24 protein-coding genes are annotated in these 25,307 nt (G+C 74.1%); 6 read left to right on the top strand and 18 right to left on the bottom strand.

From position 1 onward, the window contains the following. Positions 1 to 23: 23 nt before the first annotated feature. The 3 genes from ACZ402_RS19240 to ACZ402_RS19230 form a co-directional block, all read right to left on the bottom strand. The gene (locus ACZ402_RS19240) at positions 24 to 686 is read right to left on the bottom strand and encodes an HAD family hydrolase (RefSeq protein WP_375825691.1); all 663 of its coding nucleotides are present in this window, start codon (positions 684 to 686) and stop codon (positions 24 to 26) included. Between the two features lie 64 nt (positions 687 to 750). After that, positions 751 to 2,664 carry a 1-deoxy-D-xylulose-5-phosphate synthase gene (gene dxs, locus ACZ402_RS19235; protein ID WP_375825692.1) on the bottom strand — a complete coding sequence of 638 codons (1,914 nt, stop codon included), beginning with the start codon at positions 2,662 to 2,664 and terminating at the stop codon, positions 751 to 753. A gap of 99 nt (positions 2,665 to 2,763) precedes the next feature. Next, positions 2,764 to 4,239, bottom strand: coding sequence for an RNA-guided endonuclease InsQ/TnpB family protein (locus ACZ402_RS19230; protein WP_375825693.1), 1,476 nt, complete (start codon positions 4,237 to 4,239; stop codon positions 2,764 to 2,766). A gap of 202 nt (positions 4,240 to 4,441) precedes the next feature. On the opposite strand from ACZ402_RS19230, the gene guaB1 reads away from it, so the two are divergent. Together guaB1 and ACZ402_RS19220 are read left to right on the top strand one after the other, a co-directional pair. After that, positions 4,442 to 5,893, top strand: coding sequence for a GMP reductase (guaB1, locus tag ACZ402_RS19225; protein ID WP_375825694.1), 1,452 nt, complete (start codon positions 4,442 to 4,444; stop codon positions 5,891 to 5,893). A gap of 29 nt (positions 5,894 to 5,922) precedes the next feature. Further along, a complete protein-coding gene (locus ACZ402_RS19220) occupies positions 5,923 to 6,645 on the top strand; it encodes an NUDIX hydrolase (RefSeq protein ID WP_375825695.1) in 723 nt (240 codons plus the stop codon). Positions 6,646 to 6,668: 23 nt separating this feature from the next. On the opposite strand, the gene ACZ402_RS19215 is transcribed toward ACZ402_RS19220, so the two are convergent. The 5 genes from ACZ402_RS19215 to ACZ402_RS19195 form a co-directional block, all read right to left on the bottom strand. Beyond that, positions 6,669 to 7,130: a DUF1801 domain-containing protein gene (locus tag ACZ402_RS19215; protein WP_375825696.1), complete on the bottom strand. Its 462-nt coding sequence runs from the start codon at positions 7,128 to 7,130 to the stop codon at positions 6,669 to 6,671. Between the two features lie 208 nt (positions 7,131 to 7,338). Beyond that, entirely contained in the window at positions 7,339 to 10,092 is a 2,754-nt protein-coding gene (gene acnA / locus ACZ402_RS19210) for an aconitate hydratase AcnA (protein WP_375825697.1), read from the bottom strand. Between the two features lie 208 nt (positions 10,093 to 10,300). Continuing rightward, entirely contained in the window at positions 10,301 to 10,564 is a 264-nt protein-coding gene (locus ACZ402_RS19205) for a hypothetical protein (protein ID WP_375825699.1), read from the bottom strand. 100 nt (positions 10,565 to 10,664) lie between these two features. Next, on the bottom strand, positions 10,665 to 12,053 hold the full coding sequence (locus tag ACZ402_RS19200) for a class I SAM-dependent RNA methyltransferase (protein ID WP_375825700.1): 1,389 nt from the start codon (positions 12,051 to 12,053) through the stop codon (positions 10,665 to 10,667). 106 nt (positions 12,054 to 12,159) lie between these two features. After that, positions 12,160 to 14,163, bottom strand: coding sequence for an APC family permease (locus ACZ402_RS19195; protein WP_375825701.1), 2,004 nt, complete (start codon positions 14,161 to 14,163; stop codon positions 12,160 to 12,162). 94 nt (positions 14,164 to 14,257) lie between these two features. Here ACZ402_RS19195 and ACZ402_RS19190 point away from each other — a divergent pair, with 94 nt between their 5' ends. Both ACZ402_RS19190 and ACZ402_RS19185 read left to right on the top strand, forming a co-directional pair. After that, the gene (locus ACZ402_RS19190) at positions 14,258 to 14,911 is read left to right on the top strand and encodes a potassium channel family protein (protein WP_375825728.1); all 654 of its coding nucleotides are present in this window, start codon (positions 14,258 to 14,260) and stop codon (positions 14,909 to 14,911) included. Continuing rightward, positions 14,911 to 15,639, top strand: coding sequence for a potassium channel family protein (locus tag ACZ402_RS19185; protein WP_375825702.1), 729 nt, complete (start codon positions 14,911 to 14,913; stop codon positions 15,637 to 15,639). Before ACZ402_RS19190 ends, ACZ402_RS19185 begins: the two co-directional genes overlap by 1 nt. A gap of 27 nt (positions 15,640 to 15,666) precedes the next feature. Here ACZ402_RS19185 and ACZ402_RS19180 read toward each other — a convergent pair whose 3' ends face one another. From ACZ402_RS19180 to dut, 4 genes are all read right to left on the bottom strand, one after another. Then, positions 15,667 to 16,605, bottom strand: coding sequence for a DUF3159 domain-containing protein (locus tag ACZ402_RS19180; protein WP_375825703.1), 939 nt, complete (start codon positions 16,603 to 16,605; stop codon positions 15,667 to 15,669). Positions 16,606 to 16,722: 117 nt separating this feature from the next. After that, entirely contained in the window at positions 16,723 to 17,097 is a 375-nt protein-coding gene (locus ACZ402_RS19175) for an OB-fold nucleic acid binding domain-containing protein (protein ID WP_087471902.1), read from the bottom strand. Between the two features lies 1 nt (position 17,098). Next, positions 17,099 to 17,848 carry a DUF3710 domain-containing protein gene (locus tag ACZ402_RS19170; protein ID WP_375825704.1) on the bottom strand — a complete coding sequence of 250 codons (750 nt, stop codon included), beginning with the start codon at positions 17,846 to 17,848 and terminating at the stop codon, positions 17,099 to 17,101. A 160-nt stretch (positions 17,849 to 18,008) separates the two neighbouring features. Beyond that, positions 18,009 to 18,485 carry a dUTP diphosphatase gene (gene dut, locus ACZ402_RS19165; protein WP_375825705.1) on the bottom strand — a complete coding sequence of 159 codons (477 nt, stop codon included), beginning with the start codon at positions 18,483 to 18,485 and terminating at the stop codon, positions 18,009 to 18,011. Between the two features lie 76 nt (positions 18,486 to 18,561). Here dut and ACZ402_RS19160 point away from each other — a divergent pair, with 76 nt between their 5' ends. Next, entirely contained in the window at positions 18,562 to 19,077 is a 516-nt protein-coding gene (locus tag ACZ402_RS19160) for a DUF3093 domain-containing protein (protein WP_375825706.1), read from the top strand. A gap of 82 nt (positions 19,078 to 19,159) precedes the next feature. Here the strand turns inward: ACZ402_RS19160 and ACZ402_RS19155 are convergent, their stop codons facing one another. From ACZ402_RS19155 to ACZ402_RS19145, 3 genes are all read right to left on the bottom strand, one after another. Further along, complete coding sequence (locus ACZ402_RS19155; RefSeq protein WP_047234722.1) at positions 19,160 to 19,459, bottom strand: DUF4193 domain-containing protein; 300 nt, start codon at positions 19,457 to 19,459, stop codon at positions 19,160 to 19,162. A gap of 323 nt (positions 19,460 to 19,782) precedes the next feature. Beyond that, a complete protein-coding gene (locus tag ACZ402_RS19150) occupies positions 19,783 to 20,634 on the bottom strand; it encodes an inositol monophosphatase family protein (protein WP_375825707.1) in 852 nt (283 codons plus the stop codon). 3 nt (positions 20,635 to 20,637) lie between these two features. Next, positions 20,638 to 21,291, bottom strand: coding sequence for a trimeric intracellular cation channel family protein (locus ACZ402_RS19145; protein ID WP_465272303.1), 654 nt, complete (start codon positions 21,289 to 21,291; stop codon positions 20,638 to 20,640). A 256-nt stretch (positions 21,292 to 21,547) separates the two neighbouring features. Between ACZ402_RS19145 and sepH the strand changes: the two genes are divergently transcribed. Further along, positions 21,548 to 22,669, top strand: a complete 1,122-nt coding sequence (gene sepH / locus ACZ402_RS19140; RefSeq protein WP_375825709.1) for a septation protein SepH — start codon at positions 21,548 to 21,550, stop codon at positions 22,667 to 22,669. Positions 22,670 to 22,737: 68 nt separating this feature from the next. Here the strand turns inward: sepH and ACZ402_RS19135 are convergent, their stop codons facing one another. From ACZ402_RS19135 to ACZ402_RS19125, 3 genes are all read right to left on the bottom strand, one after another. After that, positions 22,738 to 23,379 (bottom strand): thymidine kinase, encoded by a 642-nt coding sequence (locus ACZ402_RS19135; protein ID WP_375825711.1) that lies wholly within the window; start codon positions 23,377 to 23,379, stop codon positions 22,738 to 22,740. A 111-nt stretch (positions 23,380 to 23,490) separates the two neighbouring features. Then, positions 23,491 to 24,687: an alkaline phosphatase family protein gene (locus ACZ402_RS19130; protein ID WP_375825712.1), complete on the bottom strand. Its 1,197-nt coding sequence runs from the start codon at positions 24,685 to 24,687 to the stop codon at positions 23,491 to 23,493. Beyond that, positions 24,684 to 25,277 carry a DUF5998 family protein gene (locus tag ACZ402_RS19125; RefSeq protein WP_375807624.1) on the bottom strand — a complete coding sequence of 198 codons (594 nt, stop codon included), beginning with the start codon at positions 25,275 to 25,277 and terminating at the stop codon, positions 24,684 to 24,686. The genes ACZ402_RS19130 and ACZ402_RS19125 overlap by 4 nt, the downstream gene beginning before the upstream one ends. Positions 25,278 to 25,307: the final 30 nt, after the last annotated feature.

The raw sequence follows: 25,307 nt of genomic DNA, 5'->3' as shown, positions 1-25,307 counted from the left end.
CCGCTGACAGGACGCGCTGCGCGCTACGGCGCGGTGAGGGCCGCCTCGCGGGCGCGGGCGACGACGTCGTGCACGGTCGGTCCCAGGACGTCCGGCCGCGGGCCGTCCGCCCACGCGCGCCCGTGGGAGACCCAGCCGGTGCGGGTGCCGGCGGCCCGGCCCGCGGCGACGTCGGCGTGCGCCGCGTCCCCGACCATCCAGACCTCCGCACGGTCCACGTCGGTCGCGCCGACGCGCTCCAGCGCGATCTCGAGGAGCCGCGGGTCCGGCTTGTCCACGCCCTCCTCGCCGGACACGACGACGGCGTCGACGTGCACCCCGACCCGGCAGCGGGCGAGCTTGCCGCGCTGCTGGGCGGACGTCCCGTTCGTCACCACGACGACCACGTCGCCGTCGGCACGCAGCGCGTCGAGCAGGTCGAGCACGCCGTCGTACGCGCGCACGTGGTCGAGGATGCCGGCGCGGAAGCGGTCGACCGCGGTGGGCAGATCCTCGTCCCAGCCGAGGCGGTCGACGATGACGCGCGCCACCTCCGTCTTGACCGCGAACCCGCCCTGGTCGGCGGCGACGATCGCGGCGAGGTCGGAGGCGTCACGCCCGGCGCGCGCGACGGCGTCGGCCGCCCAGGCGGCGAACGCGGCGTCGCGGCCGACGAGCGTGTTGTCGAGGTCGAGGAGCCAGATCACGCCTGGACCCTAGCCCGGACGACCCGCGCGGCGCCGAGGCGTCCGCGGCGGGCGTCCGGGACGGTCAGCCGCGGGCGAGCGCCGCGAGCGCGTCCAGCACGTCGCGCGCGACGTCGGCCGGCGTGAGCCGGTACGCCGAGGCCACCTGGTCCCGGGTCGCGTGGTCGAGGAACTGCGCGGGCAGGCCGAGCGCGTGCACCGGCGTGCGGACGCCGCCCTCGAGCGAGCGCTGCGCGAGGAGCGCGCCCACGCCGCCGTCGGCGACGCCGTCCTCGACGCTCACGACGAGGTCGTGCTCGCCCGCGAGCTTGACGAGCGCGCTCGGCATCGGCAGGACCCACGTCGGCGACGCGACGGTGACGTCGACGCCGTGGGCCGTGAGCGACTCCGCCGCGTCGAGCGCGACGCGCGCCATGGACCCGGGGCCGACGAGCAGGACCCGAGCGCGGGGTGCCGCGCCCTGCGGGGCGGTCCTCGGCGCCTCGCCCGGCACGGCGAGCAGGTCCACGCCGTCCACGGTGTCGACGGCGGGCAGCGGGTCCCCGAGCGCCCCCTTGGGGTAGCGCACGACCGTCGGTGCGTCGTCCACGTCCACGGCCTCGCGCAGCGCCGTCCGCAGCGTCTCCTCGTCGCGCGGCGCGGCGAGCCGCAGGCCGGGCACGATGCGCAGCATCGCCATGTCCCACATGCCGTTGTGGCTCGCGCCGTCGTCGCCCGTGATGCCGGCACGGTCGAGCACGAACGTCACGCCGGCCTTGTGCAGGGCGACGTCCATGAGGACCTGGTCGAACGCGCGGTTGAGGAACGTCGCGTAGACGGCGACGACGGGGTGCAGGCCCGCGAACGCCATGCCCGCGGCGGACGTGGCGGCGTGCTGCTCGGCGATCCCGACGTCGAACGTGCGCTCGGGGAACGCCTGCGCGAACGGCTTGAGCCCCACGGGCTCGAGCATCGCCGCGGTGATCGCGACGACGTCGGACCGGCGCCGCCCGATCTGCACGATCTCGTCCGCGAAGACGCTCGTCCAGCCGAAGCGCGACGGCGCGACCGGCAGACCGGTCTCGGGGTGGATCTTCCCGACGGCGTGGAAGCGGTCGGCGACGTCCTGCTCGGCGGGCGTGTACCCGCGGCCCTTCTCGGTGATGGTGTGCACGATCACGGGCGCGCCGTACGCCTTGGCCCGGCGCAGCGCGTGCTCCATGGCCTCGACGTCGTGCCCGTCGACCGGGCCGACGTACTTGATGCCGAGGTCCTCGAACATCCCCTGCGGGGCGACGACGTCCTTGAGACCCTTCTTCAGGCCGTGCAGCCACTCGTAGGCGAACCGCCCCGGCGCGCCGGACCGGTTGAGGGTGCGTTTGCCCCACTGCAGGAAGCTCTCGTAGCCGTGCGTCGTGCGCAGCGTCGACAGGTGGTGCGCGAGGCCGCCGATCGTGGGCGAGTACGAGCGCCCGTTGTCGTTGACGACGACCACGAGCCGCCGGTCCTGGCTCTCCGCGATGTTGTTGAGCGCCTCCCAGGCCATGCCGCCCGTGAGCGCGCCGTCGCCGATGACCGCGACGACGTGCCGGTCGGTCAGGCCGCGCACGACGTTCGCCTTCGCGATGCCGTCGCCCCACGAGAGCGCGGTCGACGCGTGCGAGTTCTCGACGACGTCGTGGTCGGACTCGGCGCGCGACGGGTAGCCCGACATTCCGCCCTGCTTGCGCAGCGCCGAGAAGTCCTGGCGACCCGTGAGGAGCTTGTGCACGTAGGACTGGTGGCCCGTGTCGAACACGAACGTGTCGGTCGGCGACGAGAACACGCGGTGCATCGCGATCGTGAGCTCGACGACCCCGAGGTTCGGACCGAGGTGCCCGCCGGTGCGCGAGACCGAGTCGACGAGGAACGCACGGATCTCGCCGGCGAGCTCCCGCGTCTGCTCGAGGGTCAGCCGTTGCACGTCCTCGGGCGAGGTGATCGTGCCAAGCAGGCTCATGCAGATGCTCCGTTCCGTTCCCGTGCGACCAGCCCGACAACTCTAAAGCCTGTCGAACCTCCCCGCTGAGGTGTTCGGCAGCGTCCTTCTCGGACGTCCCTATGCCGCTGGCGCGGTGAGGGTTCCCACGTCATCCCGGCTGGTTTCGTCGACGCGAGGGCGTCGGCCAGAGCCGTCCGGTCGGTGGGCGTTGGTGACCTGGCCTCGTGCTTCGGGGTCCAGGACCTGGGAGTGGTGCTTCTCGCCCCAGGTGGCGAGGTTGACCGCGGCGTTCAGGTCGCGGTCGATGGTGTGCCCGCACGTGTCGCAGACGAAGACGCGGTCGGCGAGGGTGAGCGTCGTGGTGACGTCGCCGCAGGCCGAGCAGGTCTTCGAGGAGGGAAACCATCGATCCGCGACCAGGACCTGCCCGCCACGCCAGGACTGCTTGTAGGCGACCTGGCGGGCGAGCTCTCCCCAGGCCGCGTCCGAGATCGCTGCGGCGAGCCGGTGGTTGGCGAGCATGCCGGTGATGTTCAGATCCTCGATGACGAGCCGGTCGTGGGTCTTGACCAGCGCGCTGGAGACCTGGTGCAGGAAATGATGGCGGCGGGCGCGAACCCGCTCGTGGTGCCGAGCCAGCCGACGCACTGCGGAACGCCGTTTCGCCGAGCCCTTGACCTTCCGGGATACGGACTTCTGCAACCGGCGAGTGACCGACTGCGCGGCTCGTAACGCCTTGGGTGCCGTGCTTGCGCGCAGCACTTCGGCTCCGTCGCTGGTGGCAGCGACGACGGGCGCGTGCAGGCCGCGGTCCACGCCGACCCATCCACCGTGATCGGTGTCCTCATTCGGCAGGTGCCGGGCAGCAGGGTGCAGGTCGCTGGCCTCGACGTTCACGCTGATGCGCCACCGCCCGCCACGCCGCGACACGGTCACGAACAAGATCCGAGCCCTCCCCGCGGCGAGCATGCGGCGCAGCTTCCGGGTGTCGTCATGGACCTTGATCGCGCCGATCCCGGGCAGGGTGACCGAGCGCGGCCCAGCCTCACCGACGCGGATCGTGGACCGCTCACCGGTCTTCGTCCTCGAGGTCTTGTTGCGCATGCGGAACGAGCCACGCTCGTGGTTCTTCTTCTTGAACCGCGGATGCCCGACCGCCCGACCGGTCCGCTTGCCACGCCGGGAGTCGGTCCATGCCTTGAGCGCTCTGCCGAGGTCGACGACAGCTTCCTCGAAGACCTGCGCGCTCACCTCGGTCCGCCAGGCCAGGCCTGTGACTTCGGCCTCGACGACGCCCGAGCCATCGACGATGAACCGGCGACCGGCGGCCCCCGAGCGCTTCCACGCGTTGAACGCGTTGATCAGGTCAAACCCCGTCCACGGCACCGACACGATGCCGTCATCGGCATTCTCGGACGCGTCGCGGGCGCTCAGATGCAGGCGTAGGCCCTGATTGAACGCGAACCGCGCAGCACCCTCGTGCCTGGCCATGGCACGCGCTTGTTCCACGGTGGGCTCAACAACCCACTGGAACGTCGTATGCCGGGACACGACGAGCACGCTACCGCCGAGCACCGACAGGCTGGGGACCACGCCAAATCCCCGAGCCGGGAATCACGCCGACAGGTGGCACTTTCACGGCAACCAAGGCGGCCGAACGGAAGTCCGACGACACCCCGACCCACCCACGGACCCCGCGCCTGCGAGGGTTGCGCGATGCAAAGACCAAGCGCGCATGGAATGTCACTTCCGCCCTGCGGACATCGGGGGGCCGCGACCTCGTAGGATGGGGGGTATGCGCTTCCTGCCCGGCCAGTCCCCCGCGACCGACCTCACGTACGGCGACGTCTTCCTCGTCCCGTCGCGGTCCGAGGTCGCCTCGCGCTTCGACGTCGACCTCTCCTCCGCGGACGGGACGGGGACCACGATCCCCGTCGTCGTCGCGAACATGACCGCCGTCGCGGGCCGCCGCATGGCGGAGACGGTCTCGCGCCGCGGCGGCGTCGCGATCATCCCGCAGGACGTGCCGACCGACGTCGTCGCCGACGTGGTCGCCGACGTGAAGTCCAAGGACCCCGTCATCGAGACGCCCGTGGTGGTCGGCCCGCACGACACCGTCCACACGGCGCTCACCCTCATCGGCAAGCGCTCGCACGGTGCGGCGGTCGTCGTGGACGACGGCCGGCCCGTGGGCGTGGTCACGGAGGCCGACTGCGCCGACGTCGACCGCTTCACCCAGGTCCACCAGGTCATGACGACCGACCCCCTGGTCCTCGACGCGTCCGTCCTCGACGGCGGCCGCGCCGGGCTCGAGGCGGCCTACGACCAGCTCCACACCGCGCGCCTCAAGGTCGCGCCCGTGACGCGCGACGGGGCCCTCGTCGGCGTCCTCACGCGCAAGGGCGCGCTGCGCTCGTCCGTCTACGCGCCCGCGCTCGACGCGGCGGGCCGCCTGCGGGTCGGCGCCGCGGTCGGGATCAACGGCGACGTCGCGGCCAAGGCCAAGGAGCTCCTGGCGGCGGGCGTCGACGTGCTCGTCGTCGACACGGCGCACGGCCACCAGGCCAAGATGCTCCAGGCGCTCGACGCCGTCCGCTCGGTCGGTCCGGACGTCCCCGTGGTCGCGGGCAACGTCGTCACGGCCGACGGCGTGCGCGACCTCGTCGCCGCGGGCGCGGACATCGTCAAGGTGGGCGTCGGCCCGGGCGCGATGTGCACGACCCGCATGATGACGGCCGTCGGGCGACCGCAGTTCTCCGCCGTCCTCGAGTGCGCCGCCGCGGCGCGCGAGCTCGGCAAGCACGTCTGGGCCGACGGCGGCGTGCGCCACCCCCGCGACGTCGCCCTCGCGCTCGCCGCGGGCGCCTCGCAGGTGATGATCGGCTCGTGGTTCGCGGGCACGTACGAGTCGCCCGGCGACCTGCACGACGACGGCACCGGCCGGCTCTACAAGGAGAGCTTCGGCATGGCCTCGGCGCGGGCCGTGGCCGCGCGCACCGCGGGCGGCTCGCCGTTCGACCGCGCGCGCAAGGGGCTCTACGAGGAGGGCATCAGCTCGGGGCGCATGTTCCTCGACCCGCAGCGCCCGGGCGTTGAGGACCTCCTCGACCAGATCACGTCGGGGCTGCGCAGCTCCGCGACCTACGCGGGCGCGTCGAGCCTCGCGGAGTTCGCCGACCGCGCCGTCGTCGGGATCCAGTCCGCCGCGGGCTACGAGGAGGGCCGCCCGCTCCCGGTGAGCTGGTGACGAGCCGCGAGGCCGGGCGGGATCCTGCCGTGACGGCCCCTACCGATCCCCGGGCGTCCGCCGGTGCCGAGGCACTCGCGCGCGACCAGCTCGCCGCGCTCGCCGTGGACGGCGGGGCCTGGCCGTCGCCATGGCGGCTCGCGATCGGCTCGCTCGACGAGCGTGCCCGGCCCGCCGCCGTGCTCCTGCTGTTCGGCGCCCTCGACGCCGTGCCGTCCGAGCACCGGGCCCGCACCGTTCCGCGTGACCTGGACGTGCTCCTGCTCGCCCGCGCCGCGACGCTCGGCCACCACCCCGGCCAGGTGGCCTTCCCCGGCGGCCGGATCGACCCGGGGGACGACGGGCCGGTCGACGCCGCGCTGCGCGAGGCCGTGGAGGAGACGGGTCTCGACCGCTCGGGCGTCGACGTGCTCGGCACGCTCGGCGAGCTCCCCGTGCCCGTGAGCAACCACGTCGTCACCCCGGTGCTCGGGTGGTGGTCGCACCCGACACCCGTGCGCGCCGTCGACGCCGCGGAGTCCGCGCACGTCTTCCGCGTCCCGGTCGCGAACCTGCTCGACCCCGCCCGCCGTCGCACCGTGACCGTCCGGCGCGACCGCCGCGTGCACAAGAGCCCCGGGTTCCTCGTCGAGGCGGACGGGCGCGAGCACCTCGTCTGGGGGTTCACGGGCGGCATCCTCGACGCGCTGTTCGACCGGCTCGGCTGGACCGAGCCCTGGGACCGGACCCGCACGCTCGACGCCCCGCTCTGACCGGTCGACCCGGTCGCGGTCAGCTAGCCGGGCTCCTGTGCCGACGGCCCGGAGAGCCGCCGGCCGAACTCGGGGTCGTCCGTGAGCGTCGTGGAGGAGCGGCGCACGATCTCCTCGAGCACGTCGAGGTCGACGGCGTCGAGGTCCTTGACGTAGACGCAGCCCTTGCCGACCGAGTGGGGTCCCAGACGGTCCAGCAGCGCGGCGTGGGCGTCGACGCCGTCCATGAGGTACACGGTCGTCGCGGCCTTGCGCGGCGAGAATCCTGCCGCCGCCATGTCGCCCTCGCGACCGCCGGCGTAGCGGTAGTGGTAGGTGCCGAACCCGACGATCGACGAGCCCCACATCCGCGCGGGCTCCCCCGTGACCCGTCCCATCAGCTCGACGAGCCGGTACGCGTCGCGGCGCCGGACGGGGTGCTCCACCGCCGCGAGGAACGTCTCGACGTCCGCGCCGGTGGGCCGGGTCGTGTTCTCGCTCGCCATGCCCCAGTCTCTCGCGGCACGGCGGCGGCGCGCGAGATCGGCACGCCCGCGCAGGTTCGGCAGCCACGACCGCCGATCTCAGCAGGACGTGCCGAGCTCGCCGCCGTCGCTCTCGCCGGGGACGACGGCGGGGCGCCCACCTCGAGAGGTGGGCGCCCCGCCGGGGTGCGCGTGCGCCGTCGGGCAAGCCCGTAGCGCTAGCGGTGGCTCACGCCACCAGGGAGCGCAGCACGTACTGCAGGATGCCGCCGTTGCGGTAGTAGTCCGCCTCGCCGGGGGTGTCGATGCGCACGACGGCGTCGAACTCGACCGTCGTACCGTCGGCCTTGGTCGCGGTGACCTTCACGGTCGAGGGCGTGGAGCCGTCGTTCAGCGCCGTGATGCCGGCGATGTCGAACGTCTCGGTGCCGTCGAGGCCGAGCGACCCCGCGTCCTCGCCCGCCGGGAACTGCAGCGGCAGGACGCCCATGCCGATGAGGTTCGAGCGGTGGATGCGCTCGAAGCTCTCGGTGATGACGGCCTTGACGCCCAGGAGCGCCGTGCCCTTGGCCGCCCAGTCGCGCGACGAGCCGGAGCCGTACTCCTTGCCGCCCAGGATGACGAGCGGCGTGCCCTGCGCGGCGTAGTCCTGCGCGGCGTCGTAGATCGTGTCCTGCGCGCCCTTGACGAAGTTGAAGGTGTAGCCGCCCTCGACGTTGTCGAGGAGCTGGTTGCGCAGGCGGATGTTCGCGAACGTGCCGCGGATCATGACCTCGTGGTTCCCGCGGCGCGAGCCGTAGGAGTTGAAGTCGCGACGCGCGACGCCGTGCTCGGCGAGGTACTTCCCGGCCGGCGAGTCCACCTTGATGGCGCCCGCGGGGCTGATGTGGTCGGTCGTGACAGAGTCACCCAGCTTGGCGAGCACGCGCGCACCGGAGATGTCCGCGACAGGGGACGGCTCCATGCCCATGCCGTCGAAGTACGGGGGCTTGCGCACGTAGGTCGACTCGGTGTCCCACGCGAACGTGTCGCCCTCGGGCGTCTCGAGCGCGCGCCACCGGTCGTCGCCGGTGAAGACGTCCGCGTAGTCCTTGGTGAACATGTCGCGGTCGATCGACGCGTCGATCGTCGCCTGGACCTCGTCCGGCGTGGGCCAGATGTCCCGCAGGAAGATCGGGTGGCCCGCCTCGTCACGGCCCAGCGGGTCGTGGTCGAAGTCGAACTCCATCGTGCCCGCGAGGGCGTACGCGATGACCAGCGGCGGCGACGCGAGGTAGTTCATCTTCACGTCGGGGTTGATGCGGCCCTCGAAGTTGCGGTTGCCCGAGAGGACCGACACCACGGCGAGGTCGTGCTCGTTGACCGCCTCGGAGATCTTCTCGTCGAGCGGGCCCGAGTTGCCGATGCACGTCGCGCAGCCGTAGCCCACGAGGTGGAAGCCGAGCTTCTCGAGGTACGGCCACAGGCCGGCCTTCTCGTAGTAGTTCGTCACGACCTGCGAGCCCGGGGCCATCGAGGTCTTGACCCACGGCTTGGCCTCGAGGCCCTTCTCGACCGCCTTCTTCGCGAGGAGCGCGGCGGCGAGCATGACCGACGGGTTGGACGTGTTGGTGCAGCTCGTGATCGACGCGATCGCGACGGCGCCGTGGAACAGCTCGAACGACCTGCCGTCCGAGTCCGTCACGCTCACGGTCTTGCGGCCGTTGGGCGTGATCGCGGGCGAGTCGGACGCCGGGAACGACTCCTTCTCCGCCTCGTCGACGAGGTCGCGGACCTCGGGCGCGTAGGTGGGCAGGTCGCGCTCGAACGCCGACTTCGCGTTCGACAGCTCGATGCGGTCCTGCGGGCGCTTCGGCCCGGCGATCGACGGCACGACCGTCGAGAGGTCGAGCTCGAGGTACTCGGAGAACACCGGCTCGACGTAGCTGTCGGAGGCGGGGTCCAGCCACAGGCCCTGCTCCTTGGCGTACGCCTCGACGAGCGCGAGCTGCTCGTCGCTGCGGCCCGTGAGGCGCAGGTAGTCGATCGTCACGCCGTCGATCGGGAAGATCGCGGCCGTCGAGCCGAACTCGGGGCTCATGTTGCCGATCGTGGCGCGGTTCGCGAGCGGCACCTGGGCCACGCCGGCGCCGTAGAACTCGACGAACTTCCCGACGACGCCGTGCTGGCGCAGCATCTGGGTGATGGTGAGCACGACGTCGGTCGCGGTGACGCCCGCGGGGATCGAGCCGTTGAGCTTGAAGCCGACGACGCGCGGGATGAGCATCGACACGGGCTGGCCGAGCATGGCCGCCTCGGCCTCGATGCCGCCGACGCCCCAGCCGAGCACGCCGAGGCCGTTGACCATCGTCGTGTGCGAGTCGGTGCCGACGCACGTGTCGGGGTACGCGCGCAGGGTGCCACCCACCTCGCGCGTCATGATCGTGCGCGCCAGGAACTCGATGTTGACCTGGTGCACGATGCCGGTACCCGGGGGGACGACCTTGAAGTCGTCGAACGCCGTCTGGCCCCAGCGCAGGAACTGGTAGCGCTCGTGGTTGCGCTGGTACTCGAACTCGACGTTGCGCTCGAACGCGTCCGAGCGGCCCGCGACGTCGATCTGCACGGAGTGGTCGATGACCATCTCGGCCGGCGCGAGCGGGTTGATGCGCGACGGGTCGCCGCCGAGCTCCGCGACGGCCTCGCGCATGGTCGCGAGGTCGACGACGCAGGGCACGCCCGTGAAGTCCTGCATGATCACGCGCGCGGGCGTGAACTGGATCTCGGTGTCGGGCTGCGCGTCCGGGTCCCAGGACGCGAGCGCGCGCACGTGGTCGGCCGTGATGTTGGCGCCGTCCTCCGTGCGCAGGAGGTTCTCGGCAAGGATCTTCAGGCTGTACGGGAGGCGCTCGACACCCTCGACGGCGGACAGGCGGAAGATCTCGTACGAGTTCTCACCGACCTCCAGCGTTCCCTTCGACCCGAACGTGTCGACGCTGCTCACTCGTAGCTCCTTCGTGGCGAGACGGTGGCACGGATGCCATGGTTCAGGGGGCTTCGCCCAGCCTACGCCGGGCCGGCGCGCCGCTCAGCCGGGCCCGGAGGACCGCTCTGGCGGTGGTCGGCGGCTCGTCCACGACCCGCTGCGACCTGCACCGCGACCAGCATACCCCATATATCTTGACGTCAAGATATATGGCCGTCCTACCCGCTCAGAGGTCGCAGTCGCACAGCAGGTTGAGCTCGACGACCTGCTCCCCCTCGTCGGGGCGCGCCCACGCCTCCGCCTCGGCGCGCGACGCGAAGCTCCGCCCGGCGAGCCGTCCGTTCGGCAGCAGGACGCCGACGCCGACGACGTCGCGCACGTCGTCGGGCACGGGGAACGCCTGGTCCGCCGCCGGAGCCGTCACCGCCGTCGTCCCGCTCGCCGTGGTCCCGCTCGCGGTGGTCCCGTTCGTCGTGCTGGTGCTCGTCACGTCCCTCACCGTCCCGCTCGTCCGACCGTCTTCTCATCGTCCTCCCGGCGCGCGCCCCGGCGCACCCGGGTTCGCGCACGGCCGAGCGCGCCCGGCGACGTCAGCGCGTGAGGACCGCGACGGCCTCGAGGTGGTGCGTGTGCGGGAAGAGGTCGAACGCGCGCAGGGACGCGAGCCCGTAGCCGTGGCCGGCGAGGTAGGCGACGTCGCGCGCGAGCGCGGCCGGGTCGCACGCGACGTACACGACCCGGGACGGCTGCCGGGAGGCGATCGCCTCGACCACGCCGCGTCCGGCGCCGACGCGCGGCGGGTCGAGCACGACGACGTCCGCACCGGTGGGGTCGTCGGCGAGCATTTGCTCGACGGGACCGTGGTGCAGCTCCACCCGGTCGAGCCCGTGCGCGTTGCGGCGCGCGTCGCGCACGGCCCGCTCGTCGCCCTCCACGGCGACCACCGAGCCGGTCGCCCCCACGGCCGCTGCCAGGGGCGAGGTGAACAGCCCGGCACCCGCGTAGAGGTCGAGCACGCGCGCGCCGTCGACGTCCCCCACGCCGTCGAGCACCGCGCGCGCCAGCGTGGCGGGCGCCTCGCGGTGCACCTGCCAGAACCCGCCCGCCGCGACCCGGTACTCGTGCTCCCGGTCGCCGAGCACGACGCGCTCGGTCACGCTGCGGCGCGCGTTGGGGCGCTGGTCGGGCGAGCCCGACCGCCACGGCTCGCCGTCCACGAGGAGGACCGGCGCCGAGCCCACGGGGGCGACGAGCTCGATCCGCGTGCCCGGACGCCAGGTGCGCGTGAAGACCTTCTCGCGCGCCGCGAGCTCCGCGACGTCCTCGGTCGCGAGCGGCATGCCGTTCAGCGCGACGACGTCGTGCGACCGGAAGCGGTGCATGCCCGCGCGGCCCGTGCCGTCGGCCACGAGGTCCACGCGCGTGCGGTAGCCGAGGCCGCCGCGCTCGGCGTCGCCCGGCAAACCCTCGACCTCTACCTGAGGGTCAACCTCGTCGAGGTCGACCTTCCCGAGCCGGCGGAGCTGCTCGGCCAGCACGTCCCGCTTCCAGCGGCGCTGCGCGTCGAGCGCGACGTGCGCCAGCTCGCCGCCGCCGACGCCCCCGGGACCGGCCTCCGGCCACACCGAGGGGACGCGGTCGGGCGACGCCTCGAGGATCTCGACGGCGTCGGCGCGCCAGAACTTCGCGGCGTCCCCGCCCTCCGTGACCCGGGCGCGCACCCGCTCCCCGGGCAGCGTGTGACGGACGAAGACGACGCGGCCGTCGTACCGCGCGACGCAGTGGCCGCCGTGCGCGACCGGGCCGACCTCGAGCTCGACCTCGACCTCAGGTCGAGGGTCGACGCGGGCCGACTGCCGCGTCGCTCGACCGCCCTGCCGACGGGTCGTGCGGCGTCCGCCGCGCGCGGCACGACGGTCCGCGAAGGGGTCGGACGATCGGTCGGAGGGCACGGCGGGACCGCGCGAGGAGGACGGCATGCCCCCAGTATCCCGGACTCGCGCCGCCACACCGGTTGTGGGCGTGAAATGGGCCCGGTCCTCGTCGAAGAACCGGGCCCATTCCACGCCCACAACCGGTCCCGGATCAGTAGCCCGTGAAGCGCTGGCGGAAGCCCTCGCCCTCGAGGCCGGTCTGGCCCGCGGTCGAGGAGAGCTGCCACGGTACCGACGCCACGACGACGCCCGGCGTGAAGAGCAGACGACCCTTGAGGCGCAGCGCGCTCTGGTTGTGCAGGAGCTGCTCCCACCAGTGCCCCACGACGTACTCGGGGATGTAGACGACCACGAGGTCGCGCGGCGACTCGCGACGGACCGAGCGCACGTACGACAGCACGGGGCGTGTGATCTCGCGGAAGGGCGAGTCCAGGACGCGCAGCGGGACGGGGAGGTCGAGCGTCTCCCACTGCCGCATGAGGTCCTCGACGTCCTCGGAGTCCACGCCGACGGTGACCGCCTCCAGGACGGACGGGCGCGACGCGCGCGCGTACGCGAGCGCCCGCATCGTCGGCCGGTGGATCTTGGACACGAGGACGATGGCGTGCACCCGGCTGGGCAGCGCGCGGGCCGCGGCGGCCTCGTCGCCGAGCGCGAGCTCGTCGCGCACCCGGTCGTAGTGCTTGCGGATCGACTTCATGAGCACGAAGACGAGCGCCATCGCGAGGATCGCGATCCAGGCGCCGTGCGTGAACTTCGTGACGAGGACGATGACGAGCACGGTCCCGGTCATGGCCAGGCCGACCGTGTTGACCACGCGCGAGCGGCGCATGCGCGCCCGCTCGCGGGGCTGGTGCTCGGTCCGCAGCGCGCGCGTCCAGTGCCGCACCATCCCGAGCTGGGACAGCGTGAACGACACGAAGACGCCCACGATGTAGAGTTGGATGAGGCGCGTGACCTGCGCGTCGAACGCCCAGATGAGCACGATCGCCGCGACGGCCAGCGTGATGATGCCGTTCGAGAACGCGAGCCGGTCGCCGCGCGTGTGGAGCTGGCGTGGCAGGTAGCCGTCCTTCGCGAGGATCGAGCCGAGCACCGGGAAGCCGTTGAACGCGGTGTTCGCCGCGAGCACGAGGATGAGCCCCGTCACCGCGGACACCACGTAGAAGAGCACGGGGGCCCCGCTGAACACGGTCTCGGCGAGCTGCCCGATCACCGGGTGCTGCACGTAGTCCGCGGGGAGGGGCTCCCCGTTCAGGGAGAGCTGGGTGTGCGGGTCCTCGGCGTAGTGCACGCCGGTCGCGCGCGCGAGGAAGAGGATCGACAGCATCATCACGGCCGAGATGCCGCCCAGCAGGGCGAGCGTCGTGGCGGCGTTGCGCGACTTGGGCTTGCGGAACGCGGGGACGCCGTTGCTGATGGCCTCGACGCCCGTGAGGGCGGCGCACCCGGACGCGAACGCGCGCGCCACGAGGAACGCGCCCGCGATGCCGATGAGGCCCTGGTCGAACCCGCTCTCCGCCGTGAGCTCGAACTCCGCGCTCTCCGCCGGGCCGAGGTTGCCCGTGACGTACTGGAAGAACCCGACGACCGCCGTCGTGCCGATGGCCAGCATGAAGAGGTAGACGGGGATGGCGAAGAACGTCCCCGACTCCTTGACCCCGCGCAGGTTGACGAGCGTGAGGACGACGACGAGCCCGATCGCGAACGCGGCCTCGTGGTCGCGCAGCGCGGGGATCGCGCTGGCCGCGTACTGCGCACCCGACGAGATCGAGACCGCGACCGTGAGCACGTAGTCGACCATGAGCGCCGACGCGACACCGACGCCCGCCGACGGGCCCAGGTTGACCGTGGCGACCTCGTAGTCGCCGCCGCCCGACGGGTAGGCGCGCACGTTCTGGCGGTACGACGCGACGACCGTCAGCAGCACGACCACGACCGCGAGGCCCACCCACGGCGAGATCATCGTCGCGCTGAGGCCCGCGATGGCGAGCGTCAGGAGGATCTCGTCCGGGGCGTACGCGACCGACGACAGGGCGTCGGACGCGAACACGGGCAGGGCCACACGCTTGGGGAGCAGCGTGTGCCCCAGGTGCTCGCTGCGGACCGGCCGCCCGAGCAGCAGCCGCTTCGCGGCATCAGCGATCTCCGACACGAGGCCTCATGCTATGCCCGACGGCGCCCGGTCGCGCTGGTGCGCGCCCGGCGGCCCCGCGAGCGGTAGCGTTCGGTGCGTGCACTTCGTCATCATGGGCTGCGGCCGCGTCGGCGCGACGCTCGCCCAGTCTCTCGAGTCGAGCGGCCACTCCGTCGCCGTCGTCGACCAGAACCCCGACGCGTTCCGGCGCCTCCCGGCCGAGTTCACGGGCAAGAAGGTGACCGGGGTCGGGTTCGACCGCGACACGCTCGTGCAGGCCGGCATCGAGGAGGCCTACGCGTTCGCCGCGGTCTCCGACGGCGACAACTCGAACATCCTCTCCGCGCGCGTCGTGCGGGAGACGTTCGGCGTCGAGAAGGTCGTGGCCCGCATCTACGACCCCCAGCGCGCGGAGATCTACCAGCGCCTCGGGATCCCCACGGTCGCGACCGTGCGGTGGACCGCGGACCAGGTGCTGCGCCGCATGCTCCCGTTCGGCGCGACCGACGAGTACCGCGACCCGTCCGGGCACGTGCGGCTCGCGCAGGTCGACTTCCACCCCGACTGGGTCGGGCGCACCGTCCGCGCCATCGAGGACGCCACCGGCGCGCGCGTCGCGTTCGTCAGCCGCTTCGGCGACGGGGTCCTCGTCACGGACCGCACCGTCCTGCAGGAGAACGACGTGCTGCACGTGCTCATGGACGACGAGCAGGCCGCCGTCGTCGAACGCAAGCTCACCCACGCACCGAAGGTCGAGGCCGAGTGATGCGCGTCGTCATCGCCGGGGCGGGCTCGGTCGGCCGCTCGATCGCCCGGGAGCTCCTGAGCCACGACCACGAGGTCATGCTCATCGACAAGCAGCCGGCGGCCATGCGGGTCGCGCAGGTGGCGGAGGCGGACTGGCTGCTCGCCGACGCGTGCGAGCTCTCGACGCTCGCCGAGGCCAAGGTCGAGGAGTGCGACGTCATCGTGGCGGCCACGGGCGACGACAAGGTGAACCTCGTCGTGTCGCTCCTCGCCAAGACCGAGTTCGGGGTGCCCCGCACGGTCGCGCGCGTGAACAACCCGAAGAACGAGTGGATGTTCGACGAGTCGTGGGGCGTGGACGTCGCCGTCTCGACGCCCCGCATCATGACCGCGATGGTCGAGGAGGCCGTCGCCGTCGGCGACCTCGTCCGCATCTTCACGTTCCACCAGTCCGGCGCGGACATCCTCGAGGTCACGCTGCCGCCGACCTCGCCGCTCGTCGGCCACCGGGTCGGCGAGGTGAGCTGGCCCGCGGACACGGTGCTCGCGGCGATCGTCCGCGGCACGCGACCGATCGCGCCCAGCCAGGACGACACGCTCGAGGCCGGGGACGAGCTCCTGCTCGTCACGGGCGACGAGGCGGACGAGGGTGCCCTCGGCCGGCTCCTCGCCGGCCAGGGCGAGGTCGAGCCGACCTCGCCGGACACGCCCGTCGAGGCGCCCGAGGCCGACGACACCGTCCTCTGACGGGGCACGCCCCCGCGGTCGGCGGGCCTACGCCGACGGCTGCGAGGCTGGCGCGCCGTGCGGCCGGCGCACCAGGATCCACGTGAGCCACAGGACGAGGGCCCACAGCGGGATGCCCATGACGAGGCGCGCCGTGCCGAGCCAGCCGACGTCGCCGTCGAGGTAGAGCGGGACCTGGACCGCGAGCCGGGCGGCGAACAGGCCGATCCAGAGCCACGTCGCGGCAGTGTACCGGCGCATCAGCGCCCGGTCGGACCGCCAGGTGCGGGCCCAGCGGGCGAACGCGCCGGGCTCGCCGGCGCGCGCGTCGGCAGGTGCGCCGGCCTGCGCCGCGGCCACGACGGGCTGCTCGGCCGAGACGTCCGGGGCGTCGACCGCGTCGGGCGACCCCTCCGCGGTCGCTCCGGCCGACCCCGATGCGCCGCCCGCGCCGAAGCCGCTGCGGAAGCCCTCGACCACGAGCCCGACGAGCGGCCAGCGGGCCAGGACGGAGACGAGGAGCGCGACGAGGTACGCGGCGTTCGTCCACAGGCCCCACGCGAAGTAGTCCTGCGCCTCGCCCGAGCGCCACGCCCAGATCACGCCGATGCCGACGCCCAGGAGGCCGCCGAACGCCTGCGTGACGGGGGTGCGCTGGACCAGTCGCGCCGCGACGGCGACCAGGGCCGCCGCGACCGAGGTCACGAGCGCCCACTGCAGGTTCGTCGTGGCGACGTAGACGACGACGAAGACGAGACCCGGGGCGACCGACTCGACGAGCCCGCGCACGCCCCCGATGGCGTCGGCCACGGAGAAGTCCTGCCCGGCGAGCGCGCGGACCCCGCGGGCGCGGCCGTCCTCGGGCGCGGCGACGTCGTCGACGACGGTCTCCGCGACCTCGGCGTCGTGCGCGAGCCCCTCCGGCGCGTGCCCGGGGCCGGGCCGGCCGTCCGCGGGGCCGCCGGTCGCGTCGCTGCTGCTCGTCATCTCGTGGCGTCCTCGGTGGCTCGGGGTCGGTCGGTCACGGTCCGGGCGCGCGGCCCGGGTCGGCCGCTGCGGGTCCGCAGGATCGTACGGCACCGCCGCGCGTCGGCGGGCGCGAGGTCACTCCCCCGGCTTGGCGAGGAGCTCGTAGCGCGGGTTGAAGATGGTGCGGCGCCCGTCGACGTCGCACACCAGGCCCTCGACGAGGGCACGACGACCGGGCTCGATCCCGGCGATGCGACGACGGCCCAGCCACACGAGGTCCACGACGCCGGAGCCGTCGAACAGCTCCACCTCCACCGTCGGGACGCCCTCGCGGGGACGCAGCACGACCGACCGCAGGACGCCGGAGATCTTGGCCCGGCGGCGGTTGGGCAGCTCGGACACGGCGCGGCAGCCCTTCTGCCGTGCGGCCTCGGAGCGCTCCTCGTCGGCGGCGAGCTCCTCCTGGGAGGCGAGGGCGGTGCGCCAGGCGTCCCGCAGGGTGGGGGCCATGTCAGCGGATCTCCGTGATCTCCGGCCCACGCGTCAGCGGGTCGAACGAGGGCGTCTCCGCCGCACCGGCGGGCGCCGGTGCCGCCGCTGCCGGCCCCTTGCCCGGCAGGTGCAGGGCGAGGAGGTCGCGCGGCGGGCGCGGGCTCTGGTCGCGCACGACGACGATGTTGGCGAACACGGACTCGAGCAGCCGGGCCTCGGCGGGGTCGACCGCCGCCTTGCCCGTGAGGACGCCGCGGAGGAACCAGCGCGGGCCGTCGAACCCGACGAACCGGGCGGGGCGCACGCCCGGGCGCCCGTCCGGCGTCTGCGCGGGGATGCGGGCGAGCAGCTCGCGGCCGAACGGGCCGGGGAGGTCGTCGACCGTGCCGCCCTGCTTGGTCACCGACGCGGCGATCTCGCCGCGGATCTCGTCCCAGATGCCGTCCGTGCGCGGCGCGGCGAAGGCCTGCACCTGCAGCCCGGAGCCCGCGACGGCGCACGCGACGCCGGTGATGCGCTGGGTCTTCTTGTCGACCTCCATGCGCAGCTCCATGCCGGGCACGCCGGGCAGCCACACGGCGCCCAGGTCGAGGCGGGGCCCGCGCTCGGGCACCTGGGAGGAGTCGTAGGGGCCGCGGGCGGGCTTCGCGTCGGTCGCCTCGACGACGGGAGCGCCGTCGTCGACCTGCTCGGACGTCGTGCCCGACGGCGCCGACGGCTCGGGCGACTCGGTCGGCTCGGACGACCTGGAGCGACGGAACAGACCCACGGAGGAACTCCTTCACCTGCCCGGCCCTCGGCCGGGACTCCTCGCGGGGCGCTCGCCCCGCGCTGCTTCCACACTAGCCCGCGCAGCGACGGTCGTGGTGCGACGTTCGCTGTGCGACGACGGGCGTGCGGCTCCTGCGCCGGCGCCCGTCCGCGACCTGTCAGGTCGCGGCGCCCCACCCGCCGCTCGACCCGAAGCCGCCCTCGCCCCGGTGCGACCCGGGCAGCCGCTCGGCCTGCACGAACCGCGCGCGCTCGACCTTCTGCACGACGAGCTGCGCGACGCGGTCGCCGCGGCGCAGGACGACGGCCTCCCGCGCGTCGGTGTTGAGCAGCGTCACCTTGATCTCGCCGCGGTAGCCCGCGTCGACGGTGCCCGGCGCGTTGACGACCGTCAGGCCGTGCTTCGCGGCGAGGCCGGAGCGCGGGTGCACGAACGCGGCGTAGCCGTCGGGCAGCGCGATCGAGACGCCCGTCGGGACGACGACGCGCTCCCCCGGTGCCAGCTCGACGTCGACGGTCGTCACGAGGTCGGCGCCGGCGTCGCCCGGGTGGGCGTAGGACGGCACCGGGACGTCGTCGAGGAGCGTGATGAGGACGTCGACGTCCCCGGTCTCGGGCTGGTGGTGGTTCGGCACCCGGCAGAGCCTAATGGTCCGGGGCGGGCCGGGCGAGCACGTCGGGCGACGCCCCGACTGCTGGGATGATGGACCCATGACGGACCCCGCCGACCGCAGCACGCCCTCCTCGACCCCGGGCACCGCCGGGGCACCCCGCGCGGAGGGCATGACGCCGTACCGCGAGCGGCTCGTCCCGGGCGTCGGCGGCTGGGCCGCGGCCCTCGGCTTCGCCCTGGTGCTCGGGATCGCGCTGTGGCCCGCGAGCCACGCCATCGCGCTCGGCGTGGGCGCGCTCGCCGCGGTGGCGGGCGTCGTCGGTCTCTGGTGGAGCTCCCCGGTCGTCGCCGTGGCGGACGGCGAGCTCCGCGCCGGCCGCGCGCACGTCCCGGCGTCGCTGCTCGGTCAGGTCACGACCCTCGACGCGGAGGCGATGCGCGTCCAGCTCGGCCCGCGGCTCGACGCCCGTGCCTACGTGTGCCTGCGCGCGTGGGCCCGCACCGGCGTGCACGTGGTGCTCGACGACCCGCAGGACCCGACGCCGTACTGGCTCGTCTCCACGCGCCACCCGCAGCGCCTCGCGGACGCGGTCCGGGCCGCACGCGCGTCCTGACGGGTGCGGCGCGACGCGCCACCAGGAACGGCGAAGGCCGCCGCCCCGGGGAGGGGGCGGCGGCCTTCGGGCGTCGTGCAGGTCAGGCGGCGCACTCCGAGCAGATCTGCTGCCCGTTCTTCTCGTACGCGAGCTGGCTGCGGTGGTGCACGAGGAAGCAGCTCGAGCACGTGAACTCGTCGGCCTGACGAGGCAGGACCCGGACGGAGAGCTCCTCGCCGGACAGGTCGGCACCGGGCAGCTCGAAACCTTCCGCCGCCTCGGTCTCGTCCTCGTCAACGACGCCCGAGCTCTTGTCGGAGCGACGAGCCTGGAGCTCCTGGAGCGAGTCCTCGCTGAGCTCCTCTTCACTCTTGCGGGGGGCGTCGTAGTCTGTTGCCATCTGTGGGGTCACTCTCCGGAGTATTCGTCGATCGCGACAGTGCCCGTCCGGGACCACCGGCGATGGCCGGTCGTGCCGGGCGGCACAGGTGCGGGGCGCGGGGGGCACCCCGTGACGTGTCGTGCCCCGAGGTCGTCGAGGCGTTGCACGCTGGTCAATGCACGGCGCACCGGAATTGTTCCCGGCGGGCCACCGGATTCTGCACCATTTCCGGGAGGGATGCACCCTGTGGCGCCCCGCCCGCCCGGTGTCGTTCGTCACGGGCGAACACGGGGTCGTCCGGCCCGGGGACGCGGGAACGCTCCCAGCCCCGTCGGGCGCGATCAGGCGCCGGTGTCGGCGTCCGCGTCCTCGAGGATCCGGACGAGCCGTGCGACCGCCTCGGGCGGCCCCGCGACGGTCATCTCGCGGTCCGCGGCGCGGCCGCGCAGACCCGTCACGCGCGCACCCGCCTCGTGCGCGACGAGCGCGCCCGCGGCCATGTCCCACGGGTTGAGGCCACGCTCGTAGTAGAGGTCGAGCTCGCCCGAGGCGACGAGGCACAGGTCGATCGCCGCGGAGCCGAGGCGACGGATGTCCCGGACCTGGGGCAGCACGTCGACCAGCACGCGCGCCTGCGCGCGGCGCCGCTCCGCGTCGTACCCGAAGCCCGTGCCCACGAGGCACTGCCCCAGGTCGGTCTCGGCGTTCACGCGGACCGGACGGCCGTCCACCGTCGCCCCGGCCCCGAGGCCCGCGGTCCAGGTGCGGCCGTCGACGACGGAGTGCACCGCGCCGGCGAGGACGGTCCACTCGAGCGGGTCCGGCGGGCCCACCACGGCGGCGACGGACACCGCGTACGACGCGATCCCGTAGAGGTAGTTGACCGTGCCGTCGACGGGGTCGATCACCCACGTGATGCCGGACGTGCCCGCCGACGCGCCCTCCTCCTCGCCGAGGATCGCGTCGTCCGGGCGGGCCGCCGCGATGCCGCGTCGCAGGAGCGCCTCGGAGTCGGCGTCCATGCGCGTCACGACGTCCGTGGCCGTCGACTTCGTGGCGGCCACCTCGACGCGGTCGGGGCGGCCGGAGCGGACCAGGTCGCCGGCCTCGCGCGCGAGGCGCTCGGCGAGGTCACGCAGGTCGGCCACGGTCACGTCGTCGGGCTGTCGGGGGTCGTCGATGAAGAGGCGCACGGATCACATCCTGCCCGACCCGCGGCGTGCGGTGCGACCCTCCCACGGGCCGGGGGCGGACCAGCCGAGGCGGAGGGAGAGGAGACGGAAGCCGAACACGAGCGCGAGGACCGCGGCCTGGGACAGCAGCCCGAGCGCGCCTGCCTCCGCGAGCCCGGCGGTGAGCGCGGCGCCCGCGAGCGCCGGGATCGCGTAGAGCTGCTTGTCCTGGAACAGGAGCGGCGCCTCGTTGGTCAGCAGGTCGCGCAGGATCCCGCCGCCGACGCCCGTGATGACGCCCACGAAGATCGCCGCGAGCGGGCCCACCCCGTAGTCGAGGCCCTTCATCGTGCCGGAGAGCACGAAGAGCGCGAGCGCGCCCGCGTCGAGCACGATGATGCCCCGCCGGAGCCGCTCGAGGCGCGGGTGCCAGAAGAAGGTCACGACGCCCGCGAGCACCGCGACCGCGACGAGCCGCCAGTCGGAGATCCCGACCGGGGGGATCGCGCCGATGAGGACGTCGCGCAGCAGACCGCCGCCGAGGCCGGCGACCCAGGCGAGGACCAGGACGCCCACGAGGTCGAACCGCTTGCGCACGGCGGCGAGCCCGCCCGAGAGCGCCGCGAAGAAGACGCCGCCGAGCTCGAGGGCGTCGCCGGGCACGAGGTCGAGGATCACACCCGGCATCATCCCAGCCGCCCGCACCCGGGGCGCGGACGAGCGCGCGCCGAGTCCGCGGCACACCGCGCGTGCTGCGCGGCTCGCGGGTGGGACGATGGCACCCTCGAGGGAGCGGTGACGCGGTCGTCGCGGTCCGCCGGCCCGGGAGACGGGCTCGCGGCACGGCACCGGCGACCGGAGCGGCATCGGGCGACCGGGCGGCTCCGGGAGCGGCACCGCGAGCGCCACCGGGCGCGGCGACACGGGAGGGTCCATGGACGAGCTGGAGCTGGTGAGACTGCACGAGGACGGGGAGCACCTCGTCCTGCGCGCGACGGGCGGCACGCAGTTCACGCTGCCGATCACCGAGGCGCTGCGCGCGGCCGTGCGCCGCGACCGCCCGCACCTGGAGCACCTGCGCGCGGAGGGCGAGCGCAACCTCGCCCCGCGCGAGATCCAGGCCCGGTTGCGCGCCGGGGAGTCCGTGGAGGCGGTCGCCGAGGCCGCCGGCCTCGGGGTCGAGCACGTGCGCCGCTTCGCGGGCCCGGTCGTCGCCGAGCAGGAGTACGTCGTCGACCGGGTCCGCGCCTCCCGTCAGGGGCACGAAGAGGACTCGCCGACCGTCGGGGAGCTCGTCGCGCAGCGGCTCGCCGCGCGCGACGTCGAGCCCGACGCCGTGGAGTGGAGCGCCGCTCGCCAGCCCGGGGCGTCGTGGGTCGTGACGGCGGCGTTCGAGGTCGGGACGGGCAGCCGGACGGCCCGCTGGGAGTACGACGCGGTGACGCGGGCGCTCCAGGCGCTCGACGACGAGGCCCGCTGGCTCTCGGGGACCGACGCCCCGCGCGACCCGACGCCCGGCGCCGTCGCGGTGTTCGACGTCGACGCGACGGGGCGGGGCCGGGCGCTCCGTGCCGCTCCCCCGACCCCGCCCGACGACGGGACGGCCGAGCTCCTCGACGACCTGAGCCAGCGCCGTGGCGTGCGCCCGCGCAAGGCCCCTGCGGGTCCCGTCGAGGTCGAGGGGCAGGAGCCGTTCGAGGGGTTCGGCCCGCAGGTGGGGGCCAGGCACGAGGACGAGTCGCAGGGCTCCCCGGACGACACGATCGCGCCCGCGGGGGCGACCGTCGTCCACCTCCCGACCGTCCGTCCGCTCGACGCGGTGCGTCTCCCGGACCCGACGCCCGACGACGCCCCGGACGACCCAGGCTCCGAGGACGGCCCGGCCGGCCGTCCGCCGCGCGAGGAACGCTCGGACGGCACCGGCTCCGCGGACGCGGACGAGCCGCCGCGCGCGGCGCCGCCCCAGGCCGCGCGCGAGCCCCGCAAGGGCAAGAACCGCTCGCGCGCGAAGGTCCCGAGCTGGGACGAGATCGTGTTCGGGGCTCGCCCGGAGTAGGCGCCGCGCGCCGAACCGAGGGCGCCGACCGGGCGCACCGTCCTGACGCACCGTCCCGGCGCGCCGGCTCAGTGCGGCAGGTCGAACGGCAGCCCGTCGGCCGCGGCCTGGCGGCGCGCGACGGCCGTGGTCATGCGGCGCATGTGGTGGCGACGGCAGAGCACCTCGTACCCGACCTCCCCCGAGCCTGCGCCGACGTCCCCGACGACGACCTGGTCGCCCTCGACGACCATGCTGCCGTCGACGGTGCGGGCGTTGTGCGTCGCGCGCCGGCCGCACCAGCACAGCGACTCGACCTGCAGCACCTCGACCCGGTCGGCGAGCTCGATCAGCCGGGCCGAGCCGGGGAAGAGCCGGGTGCGGAAGTCGGCCGTGATGCCGAACGCGAAGACGTCGATCTCGGTCTCGTCGACGAGCCGTGCGAGCTGCTCGACCTGCGCCGGGGAGTAGAACTGCGCCTCGTCGCAGACCAGGTAGTCCACCGGGTCCGGCTCGGCCGTGACGAGCGACCAGAAGTCCGTGTCGTCCCCCACCTCGCGCGCGACGACCTCGAGCCCGAGCCGCGACGAGAGCCGGTCGGACCCGGCCCGGTCGTTGCGGGAGAAGATGAGCCCCCGGCGGCCACGAGCGGCGTGGTTGTGGTCGAGCTGCAGGGCGAGGGTGGACTTGCCGCAGTCCATGGTCCCGGAGAAGAAGACGAGCTCGGCCATCGGCGTTCCTTCGCGAGGTCGGTGCGCGGTCGGTGCGCGGTCGGTCGGTGCGCGGTCGGTCGGTGCGGGGTCGCGGGCGGGCCGCGTCGTGGCGCCGGGCGTCGCGGGTGGTCAGGTACCGGCGACGAGCAGCGGGACGCGCATCTCGCGCTCCGTGAGCGAGCCGTGCACGCCGACGAGCGCGAGGGACGCGGGCGTCTGGGTGCGCGAGTCGACGACGGTGGCGCGGCCGCGCAGCGCGACGATCACGTCGCCCGCCGCCGCGACCGCCTCCGGCCGCGGGTCGGGCCCGAGGAGGCCGCGGGCGAGCACGTCCTCGCGCTCGAGGACGAGCGCGTCGTCGCCCAGGACGTCGCGCCAGCGGGCCGCGACGGCGGTCGTCTCCCCCGGCTCCGTGTAGACGTGCACCGCGCGCGGCTCGCCGCCGACGAGCGCGATGCCCCGTGCGAGCACCGGGTCGGTGGCGACGTCGCGGCGCAGACCCGGGTCGACGTCGACCATCCCGTGGTCGGCGGTGACGAGCACGAGGGTGCCCCGCGGGACCGACCGGGCGAGCCGGGCGAGCTCGCGGTCGAGCGCCTCGAGCTCGTCGCCCCACTGCCAGGACGTGCTGCCGTGATGGTGACCCGCCTTGTCCACCTCGCCCCAGTACAGGTAGACGAGGCCCGGCCGCTTGAGGGTCCGCACGGCGGCGTCGACGCGCGCCCCGAGGCCTTCGGCGGCGGCGTACGACCCGCCGCGCAGGGCCGCGACCGTCATGCCGGACCCGGCGAACCGCGCCGGGCCCGTCGAGGTCACCGCGACGCCCGCTCCGGCGAGCCGCTCGAGCACGGGCGCCTCGCGCTGGAGCTCCGCGGGTGGCGGGGCGCCGTCCCACGACACCATGTTGGCGAGCCCGCCCGTCGCGGGGTTGCGCTGCGTGTACCCGAGCATGCCCGTGCGCCCGGGGGCGGTGCCGGTGCCGAACGCGCCGATCGCGGCGGCCGTCGTGCTGGGGAAGGTCGAGGTGAGAGCCCGCGCGTCGGGCAGGAGCGAGCGCAGGAACGGCGCGTGCCCGGCGCGCTCGGCCAGGTTGACGTGCCCCAGCCCGTCGACGAGGACGACGCACACGCGCTCGGCGCGCGGCAGGTCGAGCGCCGCGCGCGCTTCCTCGCTGCCGATGCCCGTGGCGGTCGTGAACCGGGCGCCGAGCGCGCCCGCCGCCCCGGGGAGCACGGCGGCGAGGCCGCCGAGCCCGAGGTCGGGCGCGAGCAGGCCCGCGGGGAGCGCGGGGGTGGCAGGGGCCTCGTCCGTGCGTGCCTCGCTCACCGGGCGCTGTGCCTCGCGGTGGCGCGCGAGAGGGCGCGCGCGAAGTCGACCGCGGCGCGCACGGCGTCGCGGCCCTCCGCCTCTGCGCTCACCCGGACGACGACGTCGTCCGGCGTGATCTGCCCTGTGAGCCCGTGGTCGGCGTCACAGTTCGGGTCCGCGCACCCGGCCGGTTCGAGGTCGACGCGCGAGACCGCGCCCCAGCCGAGGGCGAGCGTCACCTCGAGCGGCGCGGTGCCCGCGCGGTGCTCGTGCGGCTCGGCCACGACGTGCGTGAGCGAGACCGACCGCACCTCGGCCAGCGGCACCGACTCGGTCGTGGCGGCGGCGGACGCGGATGGGTTCTCGCTGTCCGCCGGGTGGTCGTCGACGTGCGCCGTGACGAGCCGCGTGGGGGTCAGGACGAGCACGGTGAGGTGACGCCGTACCTCCGACGCGTCGAACGTCGTCTCCGGGAGCACGAGGTGCGAGACGATCTCCTCCCCCGCGACCGCGAGGTCGAGGACGTCCGCGACGAGCTCCGGGTAGTAGCCGGCGCGGTGGAGCTGGGTCGTCAGGTCGGTCCAGGGGTTCGAGGTTGCTGAGGGCACCCGCGCATTCTCCCATCCGGGGAGCGACTG

The sequence above is a fragment of the Cellulosimicrobium sp. NPDC030954 genome (assembly GCF_055571305.1).
Note: the sequence above shows the minus strand (reverse complement) of the source record. Positions and strands in the feature narration are given on the sequence as shown.

Coding starts and splice junctions, on each gene's coding strand:
- dxs (WP_375825692.1), bottom strand. CDS start 2,664: ATGAGCCTGCTTGGCACGATCACCTCGCCCGAGGACGTGCAACGGCTG.
- ACZ402_RS19180 (WP_375825703.1), bottom strand. CDS start 16,605: ATGACGAGCAGCAGCGACGCGACCGGCGGCCCCGCGGACGGCCGGCCC.
- ACZ402_RS19200 (WP_375825700.1), bottom strand. CDS start 12,053: ATGCCGTCCTCCTCGCGCGGTCCCGCCGTGCCCTCCGACCGATCGTCC.
- ACZ402_RS19185 (WP_375825702.1), top strand. CDS start 14,911: ATGCGCGTCGTCATCGCCGGGGCGGGCTCGGTCGGCCGCTCGATCGCC.
- guaB1 (WP_375825694.1), top strand. CDS start 4,442: ATGCGCTTCCTGCCCGGCCAGTCCCCCGCGACCGACCTCACGTACGGC.
- ACZ402_RS19135 (WP_375825711.1), bottom strand. CDS start 23,379: ATGGCCGAGCTCGTCTTCTTCTCCGGGACCATGGACTGCGGCAAGTCC.
- ACZ402_RS19155 (WP_047234722.1), bottom strand. CDS start 19,459: ATGGCAACAGACTACGACGCCCCCCGCAAGAGTGAAGAGGAGCTCAGC.
- ACZ402_RS19215 (WP_375825696.1), bottom strand. CDS start 7,130: ATGGCGAGCGAGAACACGACCCGGCCCACCGGCGCGGACGTCGAGACG.
- ACZ402_RS19160 (WP_375825706.1), top strand. CDS start 18,562: ATGACGGACCCCGCCGACCGCAGCACGCCCTCCTCGACCCCGGGCACC.
- ACZ402_RS19190 (WP_375825728.1), top strand. CDS start 14,258: ATGGGCTGCGGCCGCGTCGGCGCGACGCTCGCCCAGTCTCTCGAGTCG.
- sepH (WP_375825709.1), top strand. CDS start 21,548: ATGGACGAGCTGGAGCTGGTGAGACTGCACGAGGACGGGGAGCACCTC.
- ACZ402_RS19175 (WP_087471902.1), bottom strand. CDS start 17,097: ATGGCCCCCACCCTGCGGGACGCCTGGCGCACCGCCCTCGCCTCCCAG.